This is a genomic window from Lysobacter sp. GCM10012299 (genome assembly GCF_042649405.1).
GTDB lineage: Bacteria > Pseudomonadota > Gammaproteobacteria > Xanthomonadales > Xanthomonadaceae > Lysobacter_J.
Map to the genome: position 1 here is coordinate 812114 of NZ_JBHRZC010000001.1, position 14960 is coordinate 827073.

14 protein-coding genes are annotated in these 14960 nt (G+C 67.5%); 9 read left to right on the plus strand and 5 right to left on the minus strand.

The window, feature by feature from the left end; all coding sequences use genetic code 11:
• Positions 1 to 24 precede the first annotated feature (24 nt).
• The 4 genes from rimM to ACFOPO_RS03900 all read left to right on the plus strand — a co-directional run bounded on the left by rimM (position 25) and on the right by ACFOPO_RS03900 (position 2713).
• Positions 25 to 555 (plus strand): ribosome maturation factor RimM, encoded by a 531-nt coding sequence (gene rimM / locus ACFOPO_RS03885; protein ID WP_386701023.1) that lies wholly within the window; start codon positions 25 to 27, stop codon positions 553 to 555.
• 3 nt (positions 556 to 558) lie between these two features.
• Positions 559 to 1305, plus strand: a complete 747-nt coding sequence (gene trmD, locus ACFOPO_RS03890; RefSeq protein ID WP_386701025.1) for a tRNA (guanosine(37)-N1)-methyltransferase TrmD — start codon at positions 559 to 561, stop codon at positions 1303 to 1305.
• Between the two features lie 133 nt (positions 1306 to 1438).
• Positions 1439 to 1819 (plus strand): 50S ribosomal protein L19, encoded by a 381-nt coding sequence (gene rplS, locus ACFOPO_RS03895; RefSeq protein ID WP_386701027.1) that lies wholly within the window; start codon positions 1439 to 1441, stop codon positions 1817 to 1819.
• Between the two features lie 141 nt (positions 1820 to 1960).
• On the plus strand, positions 1961 to 2713 hold the full coding sequence (locus tag ACFOPO_RS03900) for a Mut7-C RNAse domain-containing protein (protein ID WP_386701029.1): 753 nt from the start codon (positions 1961 to 1963) through the stop codon (positions 2711 to 2713).
• A gap of 78 nt (positions 2714 to 2791) precedes the next feature.
• Here ACFOPO_RS03900 and ACFOPO_RS03905 read toward each other — a convergent pair whose 3' ends face one another.
• Positions 2792 to 4291 carry an MATE family efflux transporter gene (locus ACFOPO_RS03905; protein WP_386701031.1) on the minus strand — a complete coding sequence of 500 codons (1500 nt, stop codon included), beginning with the start codon at positions 4289 to 4291 and terminating at the stop codon, positions 2792 to 2794.
• Positions 4292 to 4451: 160 nt separating this feature from the next.
• Here ACFOPO_RS03905 and ACFOPO_RS03910 point away from each other — a divergent pair, with 160 nt between their 5' ends.
• The gene (locus ACFOPO_RS03910) at positions 4452 to 4838 is read left to right on the plus strand and encodes an RNA-binding S4 domain-containing protein (RefSeq protein WP_386701281.1); all 387 of its coding nucleotides are present in this window, start codon (positions 4452 to 4454) and stop codon (positions 4836 to 4838) included.
• Positions 4839 to 4894: 56 nt separating this feature from the next.
• Here ACFOPO_RS03910 and ACFOPO_RS03915 read toward each other — a convergent pair whose 3' ends face one another.
• The 3 genes from ACFOPO_RS03915 to ACFOPO_RS03925 all read right to left on the minus strand — a co-directional run bounded on the left by ACFOPO_RS03915 (position 4895) and on the right by ACFOPO_RS03925 (position 9072).
• The gene (locus ACFOPO_RS03915) at positions 4895 to 6322 is read right to left on the minus strand and encodes an amino acid permease (RefSeq protein ID WP_386701033.1); all 1428 of its coding nucleotides are present in this window, start codon (positions 6320 to 6322) and stop codon (positions 4895 to 4897) included.
• Between the two features lie 101 nt (positions 6323 to 6423).
• On the minus strand, positions 6424 to 7896 hold the full coding sequence (locus ACFOPO_RS03920) for an amino acid permease (protein ID WP_386701035.1): 1473 nt from the start codon (positions 7894 to 7896) through the stop codon (positions 6424 to 6426).
• A gap of 186 nt (positions 7897 to 8082) precedes the next feature.
• Complete coding sequence (locus ACFOPO_RS03925) at positions 8083 to 9072, minus strand: hypothetical protein (protein ID WP_386701037.1); 990 nt, start codon at positions 9070 to 9072, stop codon at positions 8083 to 8085.
• A gap of 184 nt (positions 9073 to 9256) precedes the next feature.
• Here ACFOPO_RS03925 and ACFOPO_RS03930 point away from each other — a divergent pair, with 184 nt between their 5' ends.
• The gene (locus tag ACFOPO_RS03930) at positions 9257 to 9796 is read left to right on the plus strand and encodes an NUDIX hydrolase (protein ID WP_386701283.1); all 540 of its coding nucleotides are present in this window, start codon (positions 9257 to 9259) and stop codon (positions 9794 to 9796) included.
• Between the two features lie 17 nt (positions 9797 to 9813).
• On the opposite strand, the gene serA is transcribed toward ACFOPO_RS03930, so the two are convergent.
• Positions 9814 to 11052, minus strand: coding sequence for a phosphoglycerate dehydrogenase (gene serA, locus ACFOPO_RS03935; protein ID WP_386701040.1), 1239 nt, complete (start codon positions 11050 to 11052; stop codon positions 9814 to 9816).
• A 129-nt stretch (positions 11053 to 11181) separates the two neighbouring features.
• On the opposite strand from serA, the gene ACFOPO_RS03940 reads away from it, so the two are divergent.
• The 3 genes from ACFOPO_RS03940 to ACFOPO_RS03950 all read left to right on the plus strand — a co-directional run bounded on the left by ACFOPO_RS03940 (position 11182) and on the right by ACFOPO_RS03950 (position 14850).
• Positions 11182 to 12567: an FAD-binding oxidoreductase gene (locus ACFOPO_RS03940; RefSeq protein ID WP_386701042.1), complete on the plus strand. Its 1386-nt coding sequence runs from the start codon at positions 11182 to 11184 to the stop codon at positions 12565 to 12567.
• A gap of 133 nt (positions 12568 to 12700) precedes the next feature.
• Positions 12701 to 13003: a DUF2388 domain-containing protein gene (locus ACFOPO_RS03945; RefSeq protein WP_386701044.1), complete on the plus strand. Its 303-nt coding sequence runs from the start codon at positions 12701 to 12703 to the stop codon at positions 13001 to 13003.
• A 50-nt stretch (positions 13004 to 13053) separates the two neighbouring features.
• Positions 13054 to 14850: a DUF4105 domain-containing protein gene (locus ACFOPO_RS03950; RefSeq protein ID WP_386701046.1), complete on the plus strand. Its 1797-nt coding sequence runs from the start codon at positions 13054 to 13056 to the stop codon at positions 14848 to 14850.
• The last annotated feature ends 110 nt before the right edge of the window (positions 14851 to 14960 follow it).

Below are 14960 nucleotides of genomic sequence, written 5' to 3' on the forward strand. Positions count from 1 at the left end.
GCGGCCGATGCTTAGAGCACCTGCATGACTGGCTCCTCCGGGGAGCGCCCAGGGCGCCGCATCCTGCTAGGCAGGGTGTCCGGCGCCTTTGGCATTCGTGGCGAAGCGAAACTCGAGTCCTGGACCGAGCCGCGCGCCGCGATCTTCAACTACCAGCCGTGGATCCTGCGCGACGCGCAGGGCAACGAGCGCGAGCTGCGTGGCGTGCGCGGGAAGCAGCAGGGCAAGTACACCGTTGCCCATTTCCCCGACGTCACCGACCGCGACGCCATCGAGGCGATGCGCGGCACCGAGATCTACGTGCCGCGTTCGGCATTGCCGCCGCCGAGCGAAGGCGAGTACTACTGGGTCGACCTGGAAGGCCTGCGCGTGGTCACTGTCGACGGCGTGTCGCTGGGCGTGGTCTCGCACATCTTCGCCACCGGCGCCAACGACGTCCTGGTCGCGCGTGACGACGAGCGCGAGCGGATGATTCCGTTCGTGGTTCCGCAGTACGTCACGTCCGTGGATTTCGCCAACAACGTGGTCACCGTCGACTGGGACCCCGAGTTCTAGTTCGTGCGCATCGACGTCATCAGCCTGTTCCCCGAGTTCGTCGCCCAGTGCGCCGCGTTTGGCGTGGTCGGGCGTGCGGGCGAGCGTGGCCTGCTGTCGCTGCATGGCTGGAACCCGCGTGACTACGCTGAAGGCAACTATCGCCGGGTCGACGACCGCCCCTGTGGCGGCGGCCCCGGCATGGTCATGCTGATCGACCCGTTGCGGGCGAGCCTGCAGGCTGCGCGCGCGGCCGATCCGGCGCCGGCCAAGGTCGTCTACCTGAGCCCCCAGGGCGTGCCCCTCACCCAGGCCAAGGTCCGTGAGCTGGCCGGCCGCGACCGCCTGATCCTGCTGTGCGGGCGTTACGAGGGCATCGACGAGCGCCTGATCCAGGCCGAGGTCGACGAGGAGATTTCGATCGGCGATTACGTACTGTCCGGCGGCGAGCTGGCCGCGGCGGTGGTCGTCGATGCCGTGGCCAGGCTGCGCGAGGGCGTGCTGGGGGACGCCGAATCGGCGGTCCAGGACAGTTTCGAGGACGGTCTGCTGGACTGCCCGCACTACAGCCGGCCGATCGAGCACGAGCTGGGGTCGGTCCCGGAGGTGCTGCTGTCGGGCAACCACGCCCACATCGCCGCCTGGCGGCGGATGCAGGCGCTGGGACGGACCTGGGAGCGGCGTCCGGACCTGCTGGACGAGGCCAGCCTGTCCAAGGCCGACCGCAAGCTGCTGGCGGCCTACAAGGCCGGGCTGGACGCCAAGTCCTAGCCACACAAGGAAAAAAGCCGTTATAATTCGCGGCTTGCATTAGCGTCACCCCCTTAGTTCCACCCCTAGTTCCGCCCTGCCAGACGCGGGTCCACGTGCACTCGCGCTATAACGAATCAAACAGGCCAAAGCCATGAACAATCCGTCGATCCATACGCTTCTCCAGAATTTCGAAGCCGAGCAGATCCAGCGTCAGCTGCCCGACTTCAGCCAGGGCGACACCATCGTCGTCAACGTCAAGGTCAAGGAAGGCAACCGCGAGCGCGTCCAGGCCTATGAAGGCGTGGTCATCGCGATCAAGAACGCCGGCCTGAACTCGTCGTTCACCGTCCGCAAGATCTCGCACGGCTTCGGCGTCGAGCGCGTCTTCCAGACCCACAGCGCCACGATCGCTTCGGTCGACGTGAAGCGCCGCGGCAAGGTCCGCGCCGGCAAGCTGTACTACCTGCGCGGTCTCAAGGGCAAGAAGGCCCGCATCAAGGAAGATCTCGCGGCGTACGCCAAGTCCGAGTAATCGGGCTCGAGAATCCGCGCAGGCTTCCAGTCTGCCGCGAACTGCAACGGCCGCCCCAGGGCGGCCGTTTGCATTGGTGCCCTCGCAAATGGGCGTACGCTCGCAGTCGCGACCGCTGCGGCCGTGCCCTGGGAGCACACCTTGGCGAGCCTGCTTCGCCAATGCGAATTCCGCTTCTACGAGGAGCTGTGCGACTTCCTCGCACCCGAGCGCAGGAAGCGCAGCTTCGTGCATGCCTTCGATGGCACGCCCACGGTGAAGGACCGCATCGAATCGCTCGGTGTGCCGCACACCGAAGTCGACCTGATCCTGGTCGATGGCGCACCGGTCGGCTTCGCCCATCGCCTGCATGGCGGCGAGCGCGTAGCGGTGTATCCGATGTTCGAGCGGTTCGAACTCGGCGATGCCTGCCGGCTGCGCCCGAAACCCCTGCGCGAACCGCGCTTCGTGCTCGACGTCCACCTGGGGCGGCTGGCGGCCTACCTGCGGCTGCTCGGCTTCGACACGCTCTACCGCAACGACTACGACGACGATGAGCTGCTGGCGATCTCGCGCGCACAGCGGCGCACACTGCTCAGTCGCGACAAGGGATTGCTCAAGCGCTCCGCACTGACGCACGGCGCCTTCCTGCACGCGACCGATCCGCGCCGGCAGCTGCGTGAGGTCTGCGACCGCTTCCAGCTGGACGCGCGCATCGCGCCGTTCACGCGCTGCGCGCGCTGCAATGGACGAGTGGAACTGCTGCACGACGATGCCGCAGACCGGTTGCGCGAGCAGACCGGATGCCGCCACGACTCGATGAGCCAGTGCAGCGCATGCAACCAGGTCTACTGGCCCGGCAGCCACCTCGACCGCCTGCGCCAGCGCCTCGCCGAAGTAGGCGTCACCCCGTAGCCCGGGTAAGCGCAGCGCACCCGGGTTCCACGCGCACGGGGGTCCCGGGTGCGCTGCGCTTACCCGGGCTACGGCTGGTCAGGACTTTTTGGCGTCCTCGGCCAACACCAGGCCGGTGGCGACGTCTTCGTCGGTCTCGGCACTCGGGTCCGCCACCGGCGACGGCGGCGTGGCCGGCACTTCCGCGGGCACTGCGACCTCGTGCGGATCAGGCGCCAGCATCCGTGCCTTGCGCCAGTTGCCCCAGCGGTAATACGACAGCGCCATCAGCATCGAGCAGAACGCACTGACCGGGAAGCTCCACCAGATCGCATCCTCGCCCATCGTCGGCTGCAGCAGGTTCGCGAATGGCACGCGGATGCCCCACAGCGCCAGCGCCAGGATCAGCAGCGGCGGAATGACCGCGCCGGTCGAGCGGACCACGCCAGACACGACGAACGTGACGCCGAAGAACAGGAACGACCACACCGAGATATGGTTGAGGTGGCGCGCGATCTCCAGTGCGCCGCTGCCTTCGGGCAGGAACAGCGCCAGCGTCCAGCGGTCGAGCAGGATCAGCGGCGCGATGATCGCCCCGGTCAGCAGGAAGTTGAACAGCACGCCGGCCTTGGCGGTGGCCGAGACGCGATCCCAGCGGTTCGCACCGACGTTCTGCGCGGCCATCGACGAGCACGCCGCACCAATCGCCATCGCCGGCATCTGCACGTACGTCCACAGCTGCAGCGCCGCGCCGTAGGCGGCCGTGGTGTCGGTGCCGTAGTGGTTGACCATGGTGATCATCGCGATCATGGCCAGCGAGATCAGCACCATCTGCAGCCCCATCGGCACGCCCTTGACCACGAGCGCGCGCAGGATGGTCAGGTCGATCTTGAACATGTGCGCGTCGTGCCGGCCCAGCCACAGCGGATGCTTGCGGTGGCGCAGGTACAGCAGCAGGGCGACCAGGGTGAGCCCCTGCGCCAACAGCGTCGACCAGGCCGAGCCGGCGATGCCGAGCTTCGGGAACGGGCCCAGGCCGAAGATCAGCAGCGGGTTGAAGGCGATGTCGAGCAGCACCGACACCAGCAGGAACCGGAACGGCGTGCGCGAATCGCCGGCACCGCGCAGGGCCGCGGAGATGAAGGCGAACGTGTACAGGATCGGCATCGCCAGGAAGATCACCTGCAGGTAATCCTCGGCGAACTGCAGCGATGCCATCGGCGTGCCCATGGCCGCCAGCAGGTAGCGCGACAGCCAGAAGCCCAGCGCCGCGATCACCACCGACAGGCCGACGAAGAAGGTCGCGCTGGTGCCCATCACGCGCCGCGCCTGGGTGATGTCGCGCGCACCGATCGCCTGGGCGATCAGGATGGTCGCCGCCATGCCGAAGCCGAACACCGACCCGATCAGGAAGAACATGATGTTGTTGGCGTTGGCCGTGGCGGTCAGCGCCTCCTCGCCGAGGAAGCGCCCGACCCAGACCGCGTTCACCGAGCCATTGAGGGACTGCGCGACGTTGCCGGCGAGGATCGGCAGCGCGAACGCCAGCAGGTTGCGGCCGATCGGGCCCTCGGTGAGGTTGTGCTGTCTGGGCGGCATCGCGAGTCCTGCGCAGGTGAGGGCGGCAAGGTAGCACCCGTGGCGCGACGTGGCTGTATGCCTTTGCGCAGGCGCGCCCGGGCCCCGGTTCGGCGATAATGCAGTGGCCGATGCAATGGCCGCGAGGCTGGACAACGCAGTGACCGAACAACCGGTACCGATGCAGGCAGTGCGACTGGACGTGTGGCTGTGGGCCGCGCGCTTCTACAAGACCCGCAGCCTGGCCAAGCAGGCCGTGGAGACCGGCAAGGTCGATGTCGGCGGCCAACGTGCGAAGGCCTCGCGGGTGGTGCGCGTGGGCGACGCGTTGCGCGTGGCGCGCGGCGAGGAAACTTTCGAGATCAGCGTGCTCGCGCTCAGCGACACCCGCGGCCCCGCCAGCACCGCACAGACCCTGTACGCCGAGAGCGAAGCCTCACGCCTCGCGCGCGAGCAGCTGCGCGCCCAGCGCATCGCTGAGCGCAACGGCTACCGCGCCCCGGAGACGAAGCCGGACAAGCGTGCGCGCAAATTGATCCGCGCCCTGGGCGATATCGACGCGCTGTAGGTCGCGACGCACAGCCAAATGAAAAGGGCGCCGATTGGCGCCCTTTTATTTGCACATCAGCCCTTTTTGAGCTTGCTGTGCTTGTAGCCGTAGAGGAAGTAGATCAGGAACCCGACCGCCGTCCAGACCACCATCAGGAACCAGTTGTGCGCCGTCATCGTCGACAGCAGCGCCAGGCAGCTGAGGATGCCGGCGATGCACACGCCCCACGCGAACGGAATGCGGAACGGACGCGGCAGGTCCGGCTGCGTGCGGCGCAGGATCAGCACGCCACCGCAGACCGCCGCGAACGCGATCAGCGTGCCCATCGAGGTCAGCTCACCGAGCACATCGAGCGGGAACAGCGCCGCCAGGATCGCGATGCCGATGCCCGTGATCACCGTGTTGATGTGCGGCGTGCGGTACTCCGGATGGATCTTCGTGAACAGCGGCGGCAGCAGGCCGTCGCGCGCCATGATCATGAAGATGCGCGGCTGCCCGATGATCATCACCAGCACCACCGACGACAGGCCGATCAACGCACCGATCTCGACCACCACGCGCAGCCAGCCCAGCTCCGGATGCGCCGCGACGGCAGTCACCACCGGCTCATCGGTGCCCAGCTGCGCGAACGGCACCAGTCCCGTCATGACTGCGGCCATGGCGATGTAGAGCACCGTGCAGATCGCCAGCGACAGCAGCATGCCGATCGGCAGGTCGCGCTGCGGCTTGTGCGACTCCTGCGCCGCCACCGACACCGCCTCGAAGCCGATGTAGGCGAAGAACACCAGCGCCGCACCGCGCAGCACGCCTTCGAAGCCGTACTTGCCGGGGCCCTCGTTGGCGGGGATGAAGGGATGCCAGTTGGCCGGGTCGATGTACTTCCAGCCGGCGAAGATCACCAGCAGGATCAGGCCGGTCTTGAGCACCACCATCGCCATGTTCATCGCTGACGACTTGCGGATGCCGACGTAGCACAGCCACGTCAGCAGCAGCACGATGCCGGCCGCGGGCAGGTTGGCGATCGCGCCGGTCGGCTTGAGCTGCGCATCCAGCGGCGCACTGACCAACGCCTGTGGCAGGTGTATGCCGAAATGGTCGAGCAGGCTGAGGAAGTAGCCGGTCCAGCTGACCGCCACCGCCGACGCCGACACACCGTATTCAAGTACCAGCATCCAGCCGATGAACCACGCCGCCAGTTCGCCCAGCGTCGCGTAGGTATAGGTATAGGCGCTGCCCGAGACCGGCACCATCGCCGCGAACTCGGCATAGGCCAGCGCGCAGAACGTGCAGCAGATCGCCGCCAGCACGAACGACAGCATGATCGCCGGGCCGGCATGGTCCGCCGCGGCCTGGCCGGTGATGACGAAGATGCCGCCGCCGATCACCGCGCCGATGCCCAGCGCCGTCAGACCCCACGGACCGAGGGTGCGGTGCAGTTCCAGGCCCTGCGCATCGGCATGGCTGGCATGGGGGTGTTTGGTGGCCCAGAGTTGTCCGAACATCAGGCGATTCCCGAACCGGCCGGTGGCCGGAATTGAAAAGTGGCGAAACCTCAATGAACAAGGCCGACGGGGTCTCCGCCGGCCTTGAGTGGTTCAGCGGATCAGCGCTGAGCCTTGCGTACCTTACTGTTGCGATAACCGTAGAAGAAGTAGATCGCCATGCCGATCGCGGTCCAGCCGGTCATCAGGTGCCAATGCTCGGAGAACGGCTGCCAGAACAGGTAAAGGCAGGCGGCCGCGCCGAGCGGGCAGATGATCGCTGCTGCCGGCACGCGGAACGGACGCGGCAGGTCCGGGCGGCTCTTGCGCAGCACCAGCACGCCGATGGAGACGGTGGCGAAGGCGAGCAGGGTGCCCATCGAGACCAGCTCGCCGAGCAGGCCGATCGGCAGGAAGCCGGCCAGCAGGCAGGCGAACACGCCAACGATGATCGTGCCCATGTACGGCGTCTGGAACTTCGGGTGCACCTTGGCAAAGATCGGCGGCATCAGGCCGTCCTTCGCCATCGAGTAGAAGATGCGCGGCTGGCCCATCAGCATCACCAGGATCACCGAGCTCAGGCCGGCGATGGCGCCGATCTCGACGATCAGCTTGAGCCAGCCCAGGGCCGGGTAGGCTTCCAGCGCGGTCGCGACCGGCTTCGGTGTGCTCAGCATGTGGTACGGCAGCAGGCCGGTCAGCACCAGGGCGACGATGATGTAGATGATGGTGCAGATGACCAGCGAACCGAGGATGCCGATTGGCATGTCGCGCTGCGGGTTCTTGGCTTCACCGGCCGCGGTCGAGACCGCATCGAAACCGATGTACGCGAAGAACACCACGGCCGCACCGCGGATGATGCCGGAGACGCCGTATTTGCCCGGGCCTTCATTTTCCGGGATGAACGGCACCCAGTTGTCCGGGTTGATGTAGCTGGCCGCGAAGGCCACGAACATCACGATGACGACGACCTTGATGGCCACGATCACCGAGTTCACTGCCGCCGACTGGGTGATGCCGACGTAGCACAGGCCGCTGAGCGCGGCGACGATGAACACCGCCGGCAGGTTGATCAGGCCGCCGGTGTAGACGATGGAACCGTCGACGACGTTGAGCGGCGCGGCTGCCAGCGAGACCGGCAATGCCATGTGGAAGTATTCGAGGAAGCTGTTGAGGTAGCCCGACCAGCCGACCGCGACGGTCGACGCGGCGAACATGTACTCGAGCACCAGGTTCCAGCCGATGAACCAGGCGACGAACTCGCCCAGCGTGGCGTAGGAGTAGGAGTAGGCGCTGCCGGAGACCGGCATCATCGCTGCGAACTCGGCGTAGCACAGGCCGGCGAGGGCACAGGCGAAGCCGGCGATGATGAAGCTCAGGACGATGGCGGGGCCGGCGTGCTCGGCCGCTGCGTGGCCGGACAACACGAAGATGCCGGCGCCGATGACGGCACCGATACCCAGCATCACCAGTTGGGTGGCGGTCAACGATCGCTTGAGGACCGCCTCGCCTTCCAGGCTGCCTTCGACGGGCTCACCGGCATCGACGTGCCCGGCGGGCGCCACCGGCTTGGTGATGAAGAGGTTTTTGAACATCTGATTCCCCTGAAATGTGATCTGCCACCCATTCAGGCGGCGAGTGAAACGTATGGGCCGTGGGGGGGCGGGCCACCTTAACCCACGCGGGAAAGAAGCGGCAAGCGTGTAACGTCACGTCCCTGCGGTATACGCGGACAGCGCCCGGGGCATGGGTTGCCACGGCCGGGCCACCGCCGGGTTGCCTCAGAACACCAGGTTCACTGCCACCTGGGGCGACACGATCGCCGCGCTGTTGCGGCCATCGAGCGAGACCAGTGCACCGAGGATCACACCGGCGTTGTCGGACCAGTGGTACTCCGCGGCCGGAGCGATCGACACGCGCCAGGACGAGGGCAGGGTGAGGTCGACCGCGCCCAGCCCGTCGTGGCCGCGGACGCGCGTGGTGTCTTCGTACTCATAGACAAGGTCGCTTGCCAGCGCCCAGTGGCGGTTGATGCTGTACTCGACGCCGACATTGGCCGCCACCCCGTCGCCCAGTTCTGCATTGCCCTCGAAACCGGCCCGCGTGCTGTAACCGCTCTGGCCGTGCAGGCCGGCATCGGCGCCGGGCAGCCGCCAGGCAATGCCGGCGCGACCACGCAGGTTGCTGCGCGGGAGGAAGTACGCCTGGCCGTCCAGCGCGAGCGTCGTGGAATCGGTGCCGCTGCCGGTGGTTCCGGGCACGCGTCGCAGTTCGAGGCGGTCATGCTGTCCGGTGGTGACGTTCTGGCGAGCCGAGATCGTCAGCTTCGACCGGTGCTTGCCGCTGCCCTGCGCGAGCAGCCACGACGCCGAGAGTCGGGTGTCGCCGGCCGTGAGGTGCCGCTGCGAGTTCACGCCTCGCGCATAGGCGGCGTTGAGCGTGATGCCCAGCGACAGCCGGTCGGTGGCGCCGTACTGGATCGGAACGGAGAGCTGCCAGTCGTCCGCGGACCCATCGACGTCGCGGCGATGACCCTCACTGTCGTAGTAGCCCACCGTCTGCGTATTGATCAGGTAGGGCTCGATGTTGAGCTCGCCCTTGCCCAGCGGCGGCGAGGAACTCACCAGCGGGCCGGTGAAGCGGACCGGCTCGCTGTCGGCCGGTGTCTGCGCCTGTGCCGCCGTGGTGGCCAGGGCCACCAGGGGCAGCACCGTGGCCAGGAAAGTCCGGACTGCGCGCTTGCGCAGGGGCTGCGACGTCGACTCTTCCATGAGTGTTCCCGTGTGTGTGCATGCGGAGCCTGTCGCACCGCCACGCGGCCACGGAATACGAATCGTCTTAGTTCACGGGTGGAAAAGTTCTCCAACCGCGCGGCGCGCCAACTAAAATGGCGGCATCTCCAGCCGGGCAGATCCGTTGAACATTGACCACACCGCCAGCGACCACGACAGCTCCATGGACTCGCTGCGCGCGGCACTGGCCGCATATGCAGCGCAATGGCCGCAGGAAGCTGAAAGCGCACGCGACTTCGCCGGATTCCTGGCATCGGCGGACACCGTGTTCGAACGGATCCACCTGATCGGTCACTTCACCGCCTCGTCGTGGCTGGTCGACCGCAGCGGAACGCGCGTGCTGCTCACGCATCACCGCAAGCTTGAGCGCTGGCTGCAGCTGGGTGGCCATGCCGATGGCGACCGCGACCTGGCGCGCGTGGCATTGCGTGAAGCGGAGGAGGAATCAGGCTTGACCGGCTTGCAGGTGGAGCCGGAGATGTTCGACCTCGACCGCCACTGGATTCCCGAGCGCGGCGACGTGCCCGGTCACTGGCACTACGACGTGCGTTATGTCGTGCATGCCCGCCAGGGCGAAGACTACGTCGTCAGCGACGAGTCGCACGACCTGGCATGGCGCCGGATCGACGAGATCCTCGCCGACCCGGGCAGCGATGAGTCGATGCAGCGCATGGCGCGCAAGTGGCTGGCCAGGGCGCCCTGACCAGGCACTGCTGGGCATCAGTAAAGGATGCGCACCCGCAGCGTCCCCGGGATGCGCGCCAGTTCGTCGCGAACCAGCGCCGCCTGGGCCTGCGTCGCGGTGACATCGATCACGACGTAGCCGACCTTGGGATGCGTGCGCAGGAACTGGCCGTCGATGTTGACGCCCAGGCGCGAGAACACGTCGTTGACCTGCGACAGCACGCCCGGCACGTTGCGGTGGATGTGCAGCAGGCGCAGGCTGCCGGTGTGCTCGGGCAGGGTCACTTCCGGGAAATTGACCGCCGACAGGGTTGAGCCGTTGTCGCTGTAGCGGATCAGCTTTGCCGCCACTTCCAGGCCGATGTTGTCCTGGGCCTCGAGCGTGCTGCCGCCGATGTGCGGGGTGAGGATGACGTTGTCGAGGCCGACCAGCGGCGAGACGAACGCGTCGGCGTTGCCCTGCGGCTCGACCGGGAACACATCGACCGCGGCGCCGCCGACCTGGCCCGAGGCCAGGCCCGATGCCAGCGCATCGATGTCGACCACGGTGCCGCGCGAGGCGTTGATCAGGTGCGCACCCGGCTTCATCCGCGCCACCTGCGCGGCGCCGAACATGCCCTGCGTCGCGGCCGTCTCCGGCACGTGCAGGGTGACGATGTCGCTGCGCGACAGCAGGTCGTCGAGGCCGGCGGCGGCGCGCGCGTTGCCCAGCGACAGCTTGGTTTCGATGTCGTGGAAGATCACCTGCATGCCCAGTGCTTCGGCGATCACGCCGACCTGGGTGCCGATGTGGCCGTAACCGACGATGCCCAGCGTCTTGCCGCGCACCTCGTGGCTGCCAGCGGCCGACTTCGACCAGCCGCCGCGATGGCACTGCGCATTCTTCTGCGGAATGCCGCGCATCAGCATGATCGCCTCGGCGACCACCAGCTCGGCAACGCTGCGGGTATTGGAGTAGGGCGCGTTGAAGACCGGGATGCCCGCCAGTTCGGCAGTGTCGAGGTCGACCTGGTTGGTGCCGATGCAGAAGCAGCCGATCGCGATCAGGCGGCGCGCGTGCGACAGCACGTCGGCGTCCAGCTGCGTGCGCGAACGGATGCCGATGATGTGTGCGGCGGCGATTTCCTGGCGCAGCAGTTCCGCCGGCAGTGATTTGTCGTAGGTCTGGATCTGCGAGTAACCGGCGTTGCGGAAACTCTCCACCGCGGTCGGGGCGACGCCCTCGAGCAGCAGCACACGGATGTCGGACTTCGGGTACGAGGTCTGCAGGCTCACGACGTGTCGGGTGGTGGGGATGGGGTTTGAATATGTCAGAAATCGGACCGGTTTGCTGCGCTGCATCACTGGCGCCGGGGTGCCACTGCTGGCACGCTACCGGCTGACGCCTTTGTGACCGACTCCTCCATGACCGATCCACTGAAGCGCCTCGCTGCCCGAGCCCCCGGCCTGCGCCTGAGCACCGACCCGGGCGACATGGAGCACTACGGCCGCGACTGGACCCGGCGCTGGACGCCGGCGCCGCTGGCGGTGGCATTGCCATCGTCGGTCGAGGAAGTGCAGATGATCCTGCGCTGGGCCAACGAAGAGGGCATTGCGGTGGTGCCGTCGGGCGGTCGCACCGGGCTTTCGGGTGGCGCGGTCGCGGCCAATGGCGAGCTGGTGCTGAGCCTGGAGCGGATGAACCGCGTGCTCGACTTCAATGCCGTCGACCGCACCCTGACCGTGCAGGCCGGCATCCCGCTGGAAGCCGTGCACAACGCCGCCCGCGAACACGGCCTGGCCTACCCGGTGGACTTCGGTGCGCGCGGCTCGTGTTCGATCGGCGGCAACATCGCCACCAATGCCGGCGGCATCCGCGTGATCCGCTACGGCAACACCCGCGAGTGGATCGCCGGGCTGGCCGTGGTGACCGGCAAGGGCGACCTGCTCGAGCTCAATCGCGCGCTGATCAAGAATTCGAGCGGCTACGACCTGCGCCAGCTGATGATCGGCTCGGAAGGCACGCTCGGCATCTTCGTCGAGGCCACCTTGCGCCTGACCGATCCGCCGCCGCCGACCAACGTGATGCTGCTGGCGCTGCCGTCGTTCGAAGTGCTGATGAAGGTGTTCGCCGCCTTCCGCGAACGGCTGGCGCTGGAGGCGTTCGAGTTCTTCACCGATCGCGCGCTGCACCACGTGCTGGCTCACGGCGCGCAGAAACCGTTCGAAGAGGTTCACCCGTTCTACGTGGTCACCGAGTTCGCGGTCGGCGACGAGCAGCGCGAGGCGGCAGCAATGGCCGCCTTCGAGTTCTGCCTGGAGCAGGGGCTGGTCAGCGATGGCGTGATCAGCCAGAGCGATGCCCAGGCCGCGCAGCTGTGGCGCCTGCGCGAGGGCATCACCGAAAGCCTGGCGCGCTGGCGGCCCTACAAGAACGATGTCTCGGTGCGGATCTCGGCGATGCCCGAGTTCCTCGCCCAGACGCAGGCGCTGCTGGCGCGCGAGTACCCGCAGTTCGACGTGGTCTGGTTCGGCCACATCGGCGACGGCAACCTGCACATCAACGTGCTCAAGCCCGAGGGCATGGAAGACGCGGAGTTCGTCGGCCATTGCGAACAGGTCACCAAGCTGCTGGCGCAGTCGCTGGAGCGGCACGGGGGCAGCATCTCCGCCGAGCACGGCATCGGCCTGGTCAAGAAACTCTACCTGCTGGGCACGCGCAGCGAGGCCGAGGTGGAGATCATGCGCGGCATTCGCCGAGTGCTGGACCCGAACGGCGTTCTCAATCCGGGCAAGCTGTTCGACCCGTAGCGGCAGGCGTCGCGTTGGTTGACGGCCGATCGTGAATATCCGTTATCGCGGTGTGAACGCGGTGCGCTTCAAACGCAGTCACAGCCGGTAATCTTTGCCGGTCCCCTGATTCGCTGAACTCCTGGAGCCGTCGATGAAAACCCCTGCCATCCTGCTTTCCATTGCGCTGCTGGGTGCGGCGCCGGCCGCGTTTGCCTCCAGCTTCGCGGGCACCTCCGCCGGCGGCAGCTCCGCTTCCAGCGCCAGTTCGGACTCTTCGTCCGGCAACGACAAGGTGGTGCTGGCCGCGCGCGATGACGCCGCCAGCTTCGTCGCCAGCGATGGCGCCATCCGTGGCGCCCAGCTCGAAGCCGCGCTGCGCCATCTGCGCGAGCACGTGCCGCAGGCACGCCAGGCCAGCGACATCGAACTGGCAAAGGCCATCCTGGCGCTGTGAACACTGGCTGCGGCCGCGACCGGTGGGTCCGGTTCGCGGCCTGGCCACTGTTGATCCTGGGGCTCTGGGCCGGACAGGCCCGGGCCGCGCTGCAGGTGCAGCTCGACGAAGCGGGCCTCGCCACGCCCGAGATCGTCGCCACCCGGCGACTGTTCGAGCAGGCGCGCACGCACTTGCCCGACGCGATGCAGGCTGCGCTCGATCGGCCGATACGGTTGCGATGGAGCGACGCCCTCGACGCCGGCGTGGCAGGGCATGCGGGTCGCAACGAAATCCTGCTTGATCGCGAGTTGCTGACAGCGATCGCCGCCGGCGATGCCGCCGCACGGCAGCGCACGCTGTCGACCGTGCTGCACGAGCTGGCGCATCTTTACGATCGCGTCGCGCCCGGCGGGCCGATGTCGCGCGATCCGCGCCTGCTCGACCTGGCCGGCTGGCAGGTCCGTGCAACGCGCATCGGCACGCAGCTGGCCGGCCGGCGCGAGAACCGCTTCGTCGACCGCAGCCCGGATCGCTACGAACTGAGCAAGCCGGCGGAGTTCGTCGCGGTCAACCTCGAGTACTTCCTGTTGGACGGCAGCTATGCCTGTCGTCGCCCGGCACTGCATCGATACTTCGCGCAGCGACTGGGCGCGCCACCGGCGGCAGCGGGCGAGGGCGCCCCATGTGCACGTGACTTCGTCTATGCCGACGCCGGAGACGGCGACGCGCAGGCGCTGGCGGCGCTGGATCCGCGGCGCGTCTACGCGGTCGACTACCTGCTGGCCGACAGCAACGACCAGGTGATGAGCCGCTGGGGCCACAGCATGCTGCGGCTGGTCGTTTGTGCGCCCGGGCGGGTGCCCGGGCCGGATTGCCGCCTCGATCTCTCGCATCACCTGGTGCTGTCGTTCCGCGCGTTCGTCGGCGACGTGCAGCTGTCGAGCTGGCGCGGCCTGACCGGCCGCTATCCGTCGCGCCTGTTCGTGCTGCCGCTGACGCAGGTCGTCGACGAGTACACCAAGGTCGAGCTGCGCGGTTTGCGCTCGACGCCGTTGCGCCTCACGCCTGACGAAATCGCCGGCCTGCTGGAACGGTCGGCGCAGCTGCACTGGAGCTACGACGGCCGCTATTACTTCCTCAGCAACAACTGCGCGGTGGAAACCTACAAGCTGTTGCACGACGGCGTGCCGCGCCTGGCCGCCGCCGACCTCGGCAGCATCACGCCCACCGGCGTGCTGCACCGGCTGGAGCGCGCGGGCGTTGCCGACAACAGCGTGTTCGATGATCCGGCCGAGGCACTGCGCCTGGGCTACCACTTCGAGTCGTTGCGCCCGCATTTCCAGCAGCTGTTCGACGTGGCGCGGTTGCAATTGCGGTTACCGCAGGCGCGCGTCGAGGACTGGATGGCGCTGGATCCCGCGCAACGCCGGCCGTGGATCTCGCGCGCCGATCTTCGCAGCGGTGCGGCATTGCTGCTGCTCGAGCAGGCGGCGCAGCGCCGGCAGCGGTTGCAGGTGCAGGAGGCGCTGAAGCGAAAGTACCTTGGCTCGGACGAGCATCCGGCGGAGGTCGCCGTGCTGGAGAGCTTGTTGCAGCAGGGCGCGTATCTTGGCCGACCGGCGCAGCTACTCGAGGGAACCGGTTACGGGTTGCCGCAAGCACGGGAGCGTGAGCAGCTTGCCATCGAGGGCGAACAGCGTCGCGGTCGGCTCAAGCAGTTGCACGCGGACGTGGAAGCTGGCGCTCGCGAGCTGATGACGCCGACGCAGCAGGCGTTGCTCGATGGCATTGCGGCCAATCGCGATCTGCTGGGGCAGCGTTTGCGCGAGTTGCATGCGCAAGAGGGTGGCGTGCGGTTGCCTTGATGCGCGTCGCTCCCCGGGTGCGCTGCGCTTACCCGGGCTACCACCCGTAGCCCGGGTAAGGCCAAAGGCCGCACCCGGGACCCATCACCCCACCCGTAGCCCGGGTAAGG

Coding starts and splice junctions, on each gene's coding strand:
- rimM (WP_386701023.1), top strand. CDS start 25: ATGACTGGCTCCTCCGGGGAGCGCCCAGGGCGCCGCATCCTGCTAGGC.
- rplS (WP_386701027.1), top strand. CDS start 1,439: ATGAACAATCCGTCGATCCATACGCTTCTCCAGAATTTCGAAGCCGAG.
- ACFOPO_RS03905 (WP_386701031.1), bottom strand. CDS start 4,291: ATGCCGCCCAGACAGCACAACCTCACCGAGGGCCCGATCGGCCGCAAC.
- ACFOPO_RS03910 (WP_386701281.1), top strand. CDS start 4,452: ATGCAGGCAGTGCGACTGGACGTGTGGCTGTGGGCCGCGCGCTTCTAC.
- ACFOPO_RS03915 (WP_386701033.1), bottom strand. CDS start 6,322: ATGTTCGGACAACTCTGGGCCACCAAACACCCCCATGCCAGCCATGCC.
- ACFOPO_RS03920 (WP_386701035.1), bottom strand. CDS start 7,896: ATGTTCAAAAACCTCTTCATCACCAAGCCGGTGGCGCCCGCCGGGCAC.
- ACFOPO_RS03925 (WP_386701037.1), bottom strand. CDS start 9,072: ATGGAAGAGTCGACGTCGCAGCCCCTGCGCAAGCGCGCAGTCCGGACT.
- ACFOPO_RS03930 (WP_386701283.1), top strand. CDS start 9,257: ATGGACTCGCTGCGCGCGGCACTGGCCGCATATGCAGCGCAATGGCCG.
- ACFOPO_RS03940 (WP_386701042.1), top strand. CDS start 11,182: ATGACCGATCCACTGAAGCGCCTCGCTGCCCGAGCCCCCGGCCTGCGC.
- ACFOPO_RS03945 (WP_386701044.1), top strand. CDS start 12,701: ATGAAAACCCCTGCCATCCTGCTTTCCATTGCGCTGCTGGGTGCGGCG.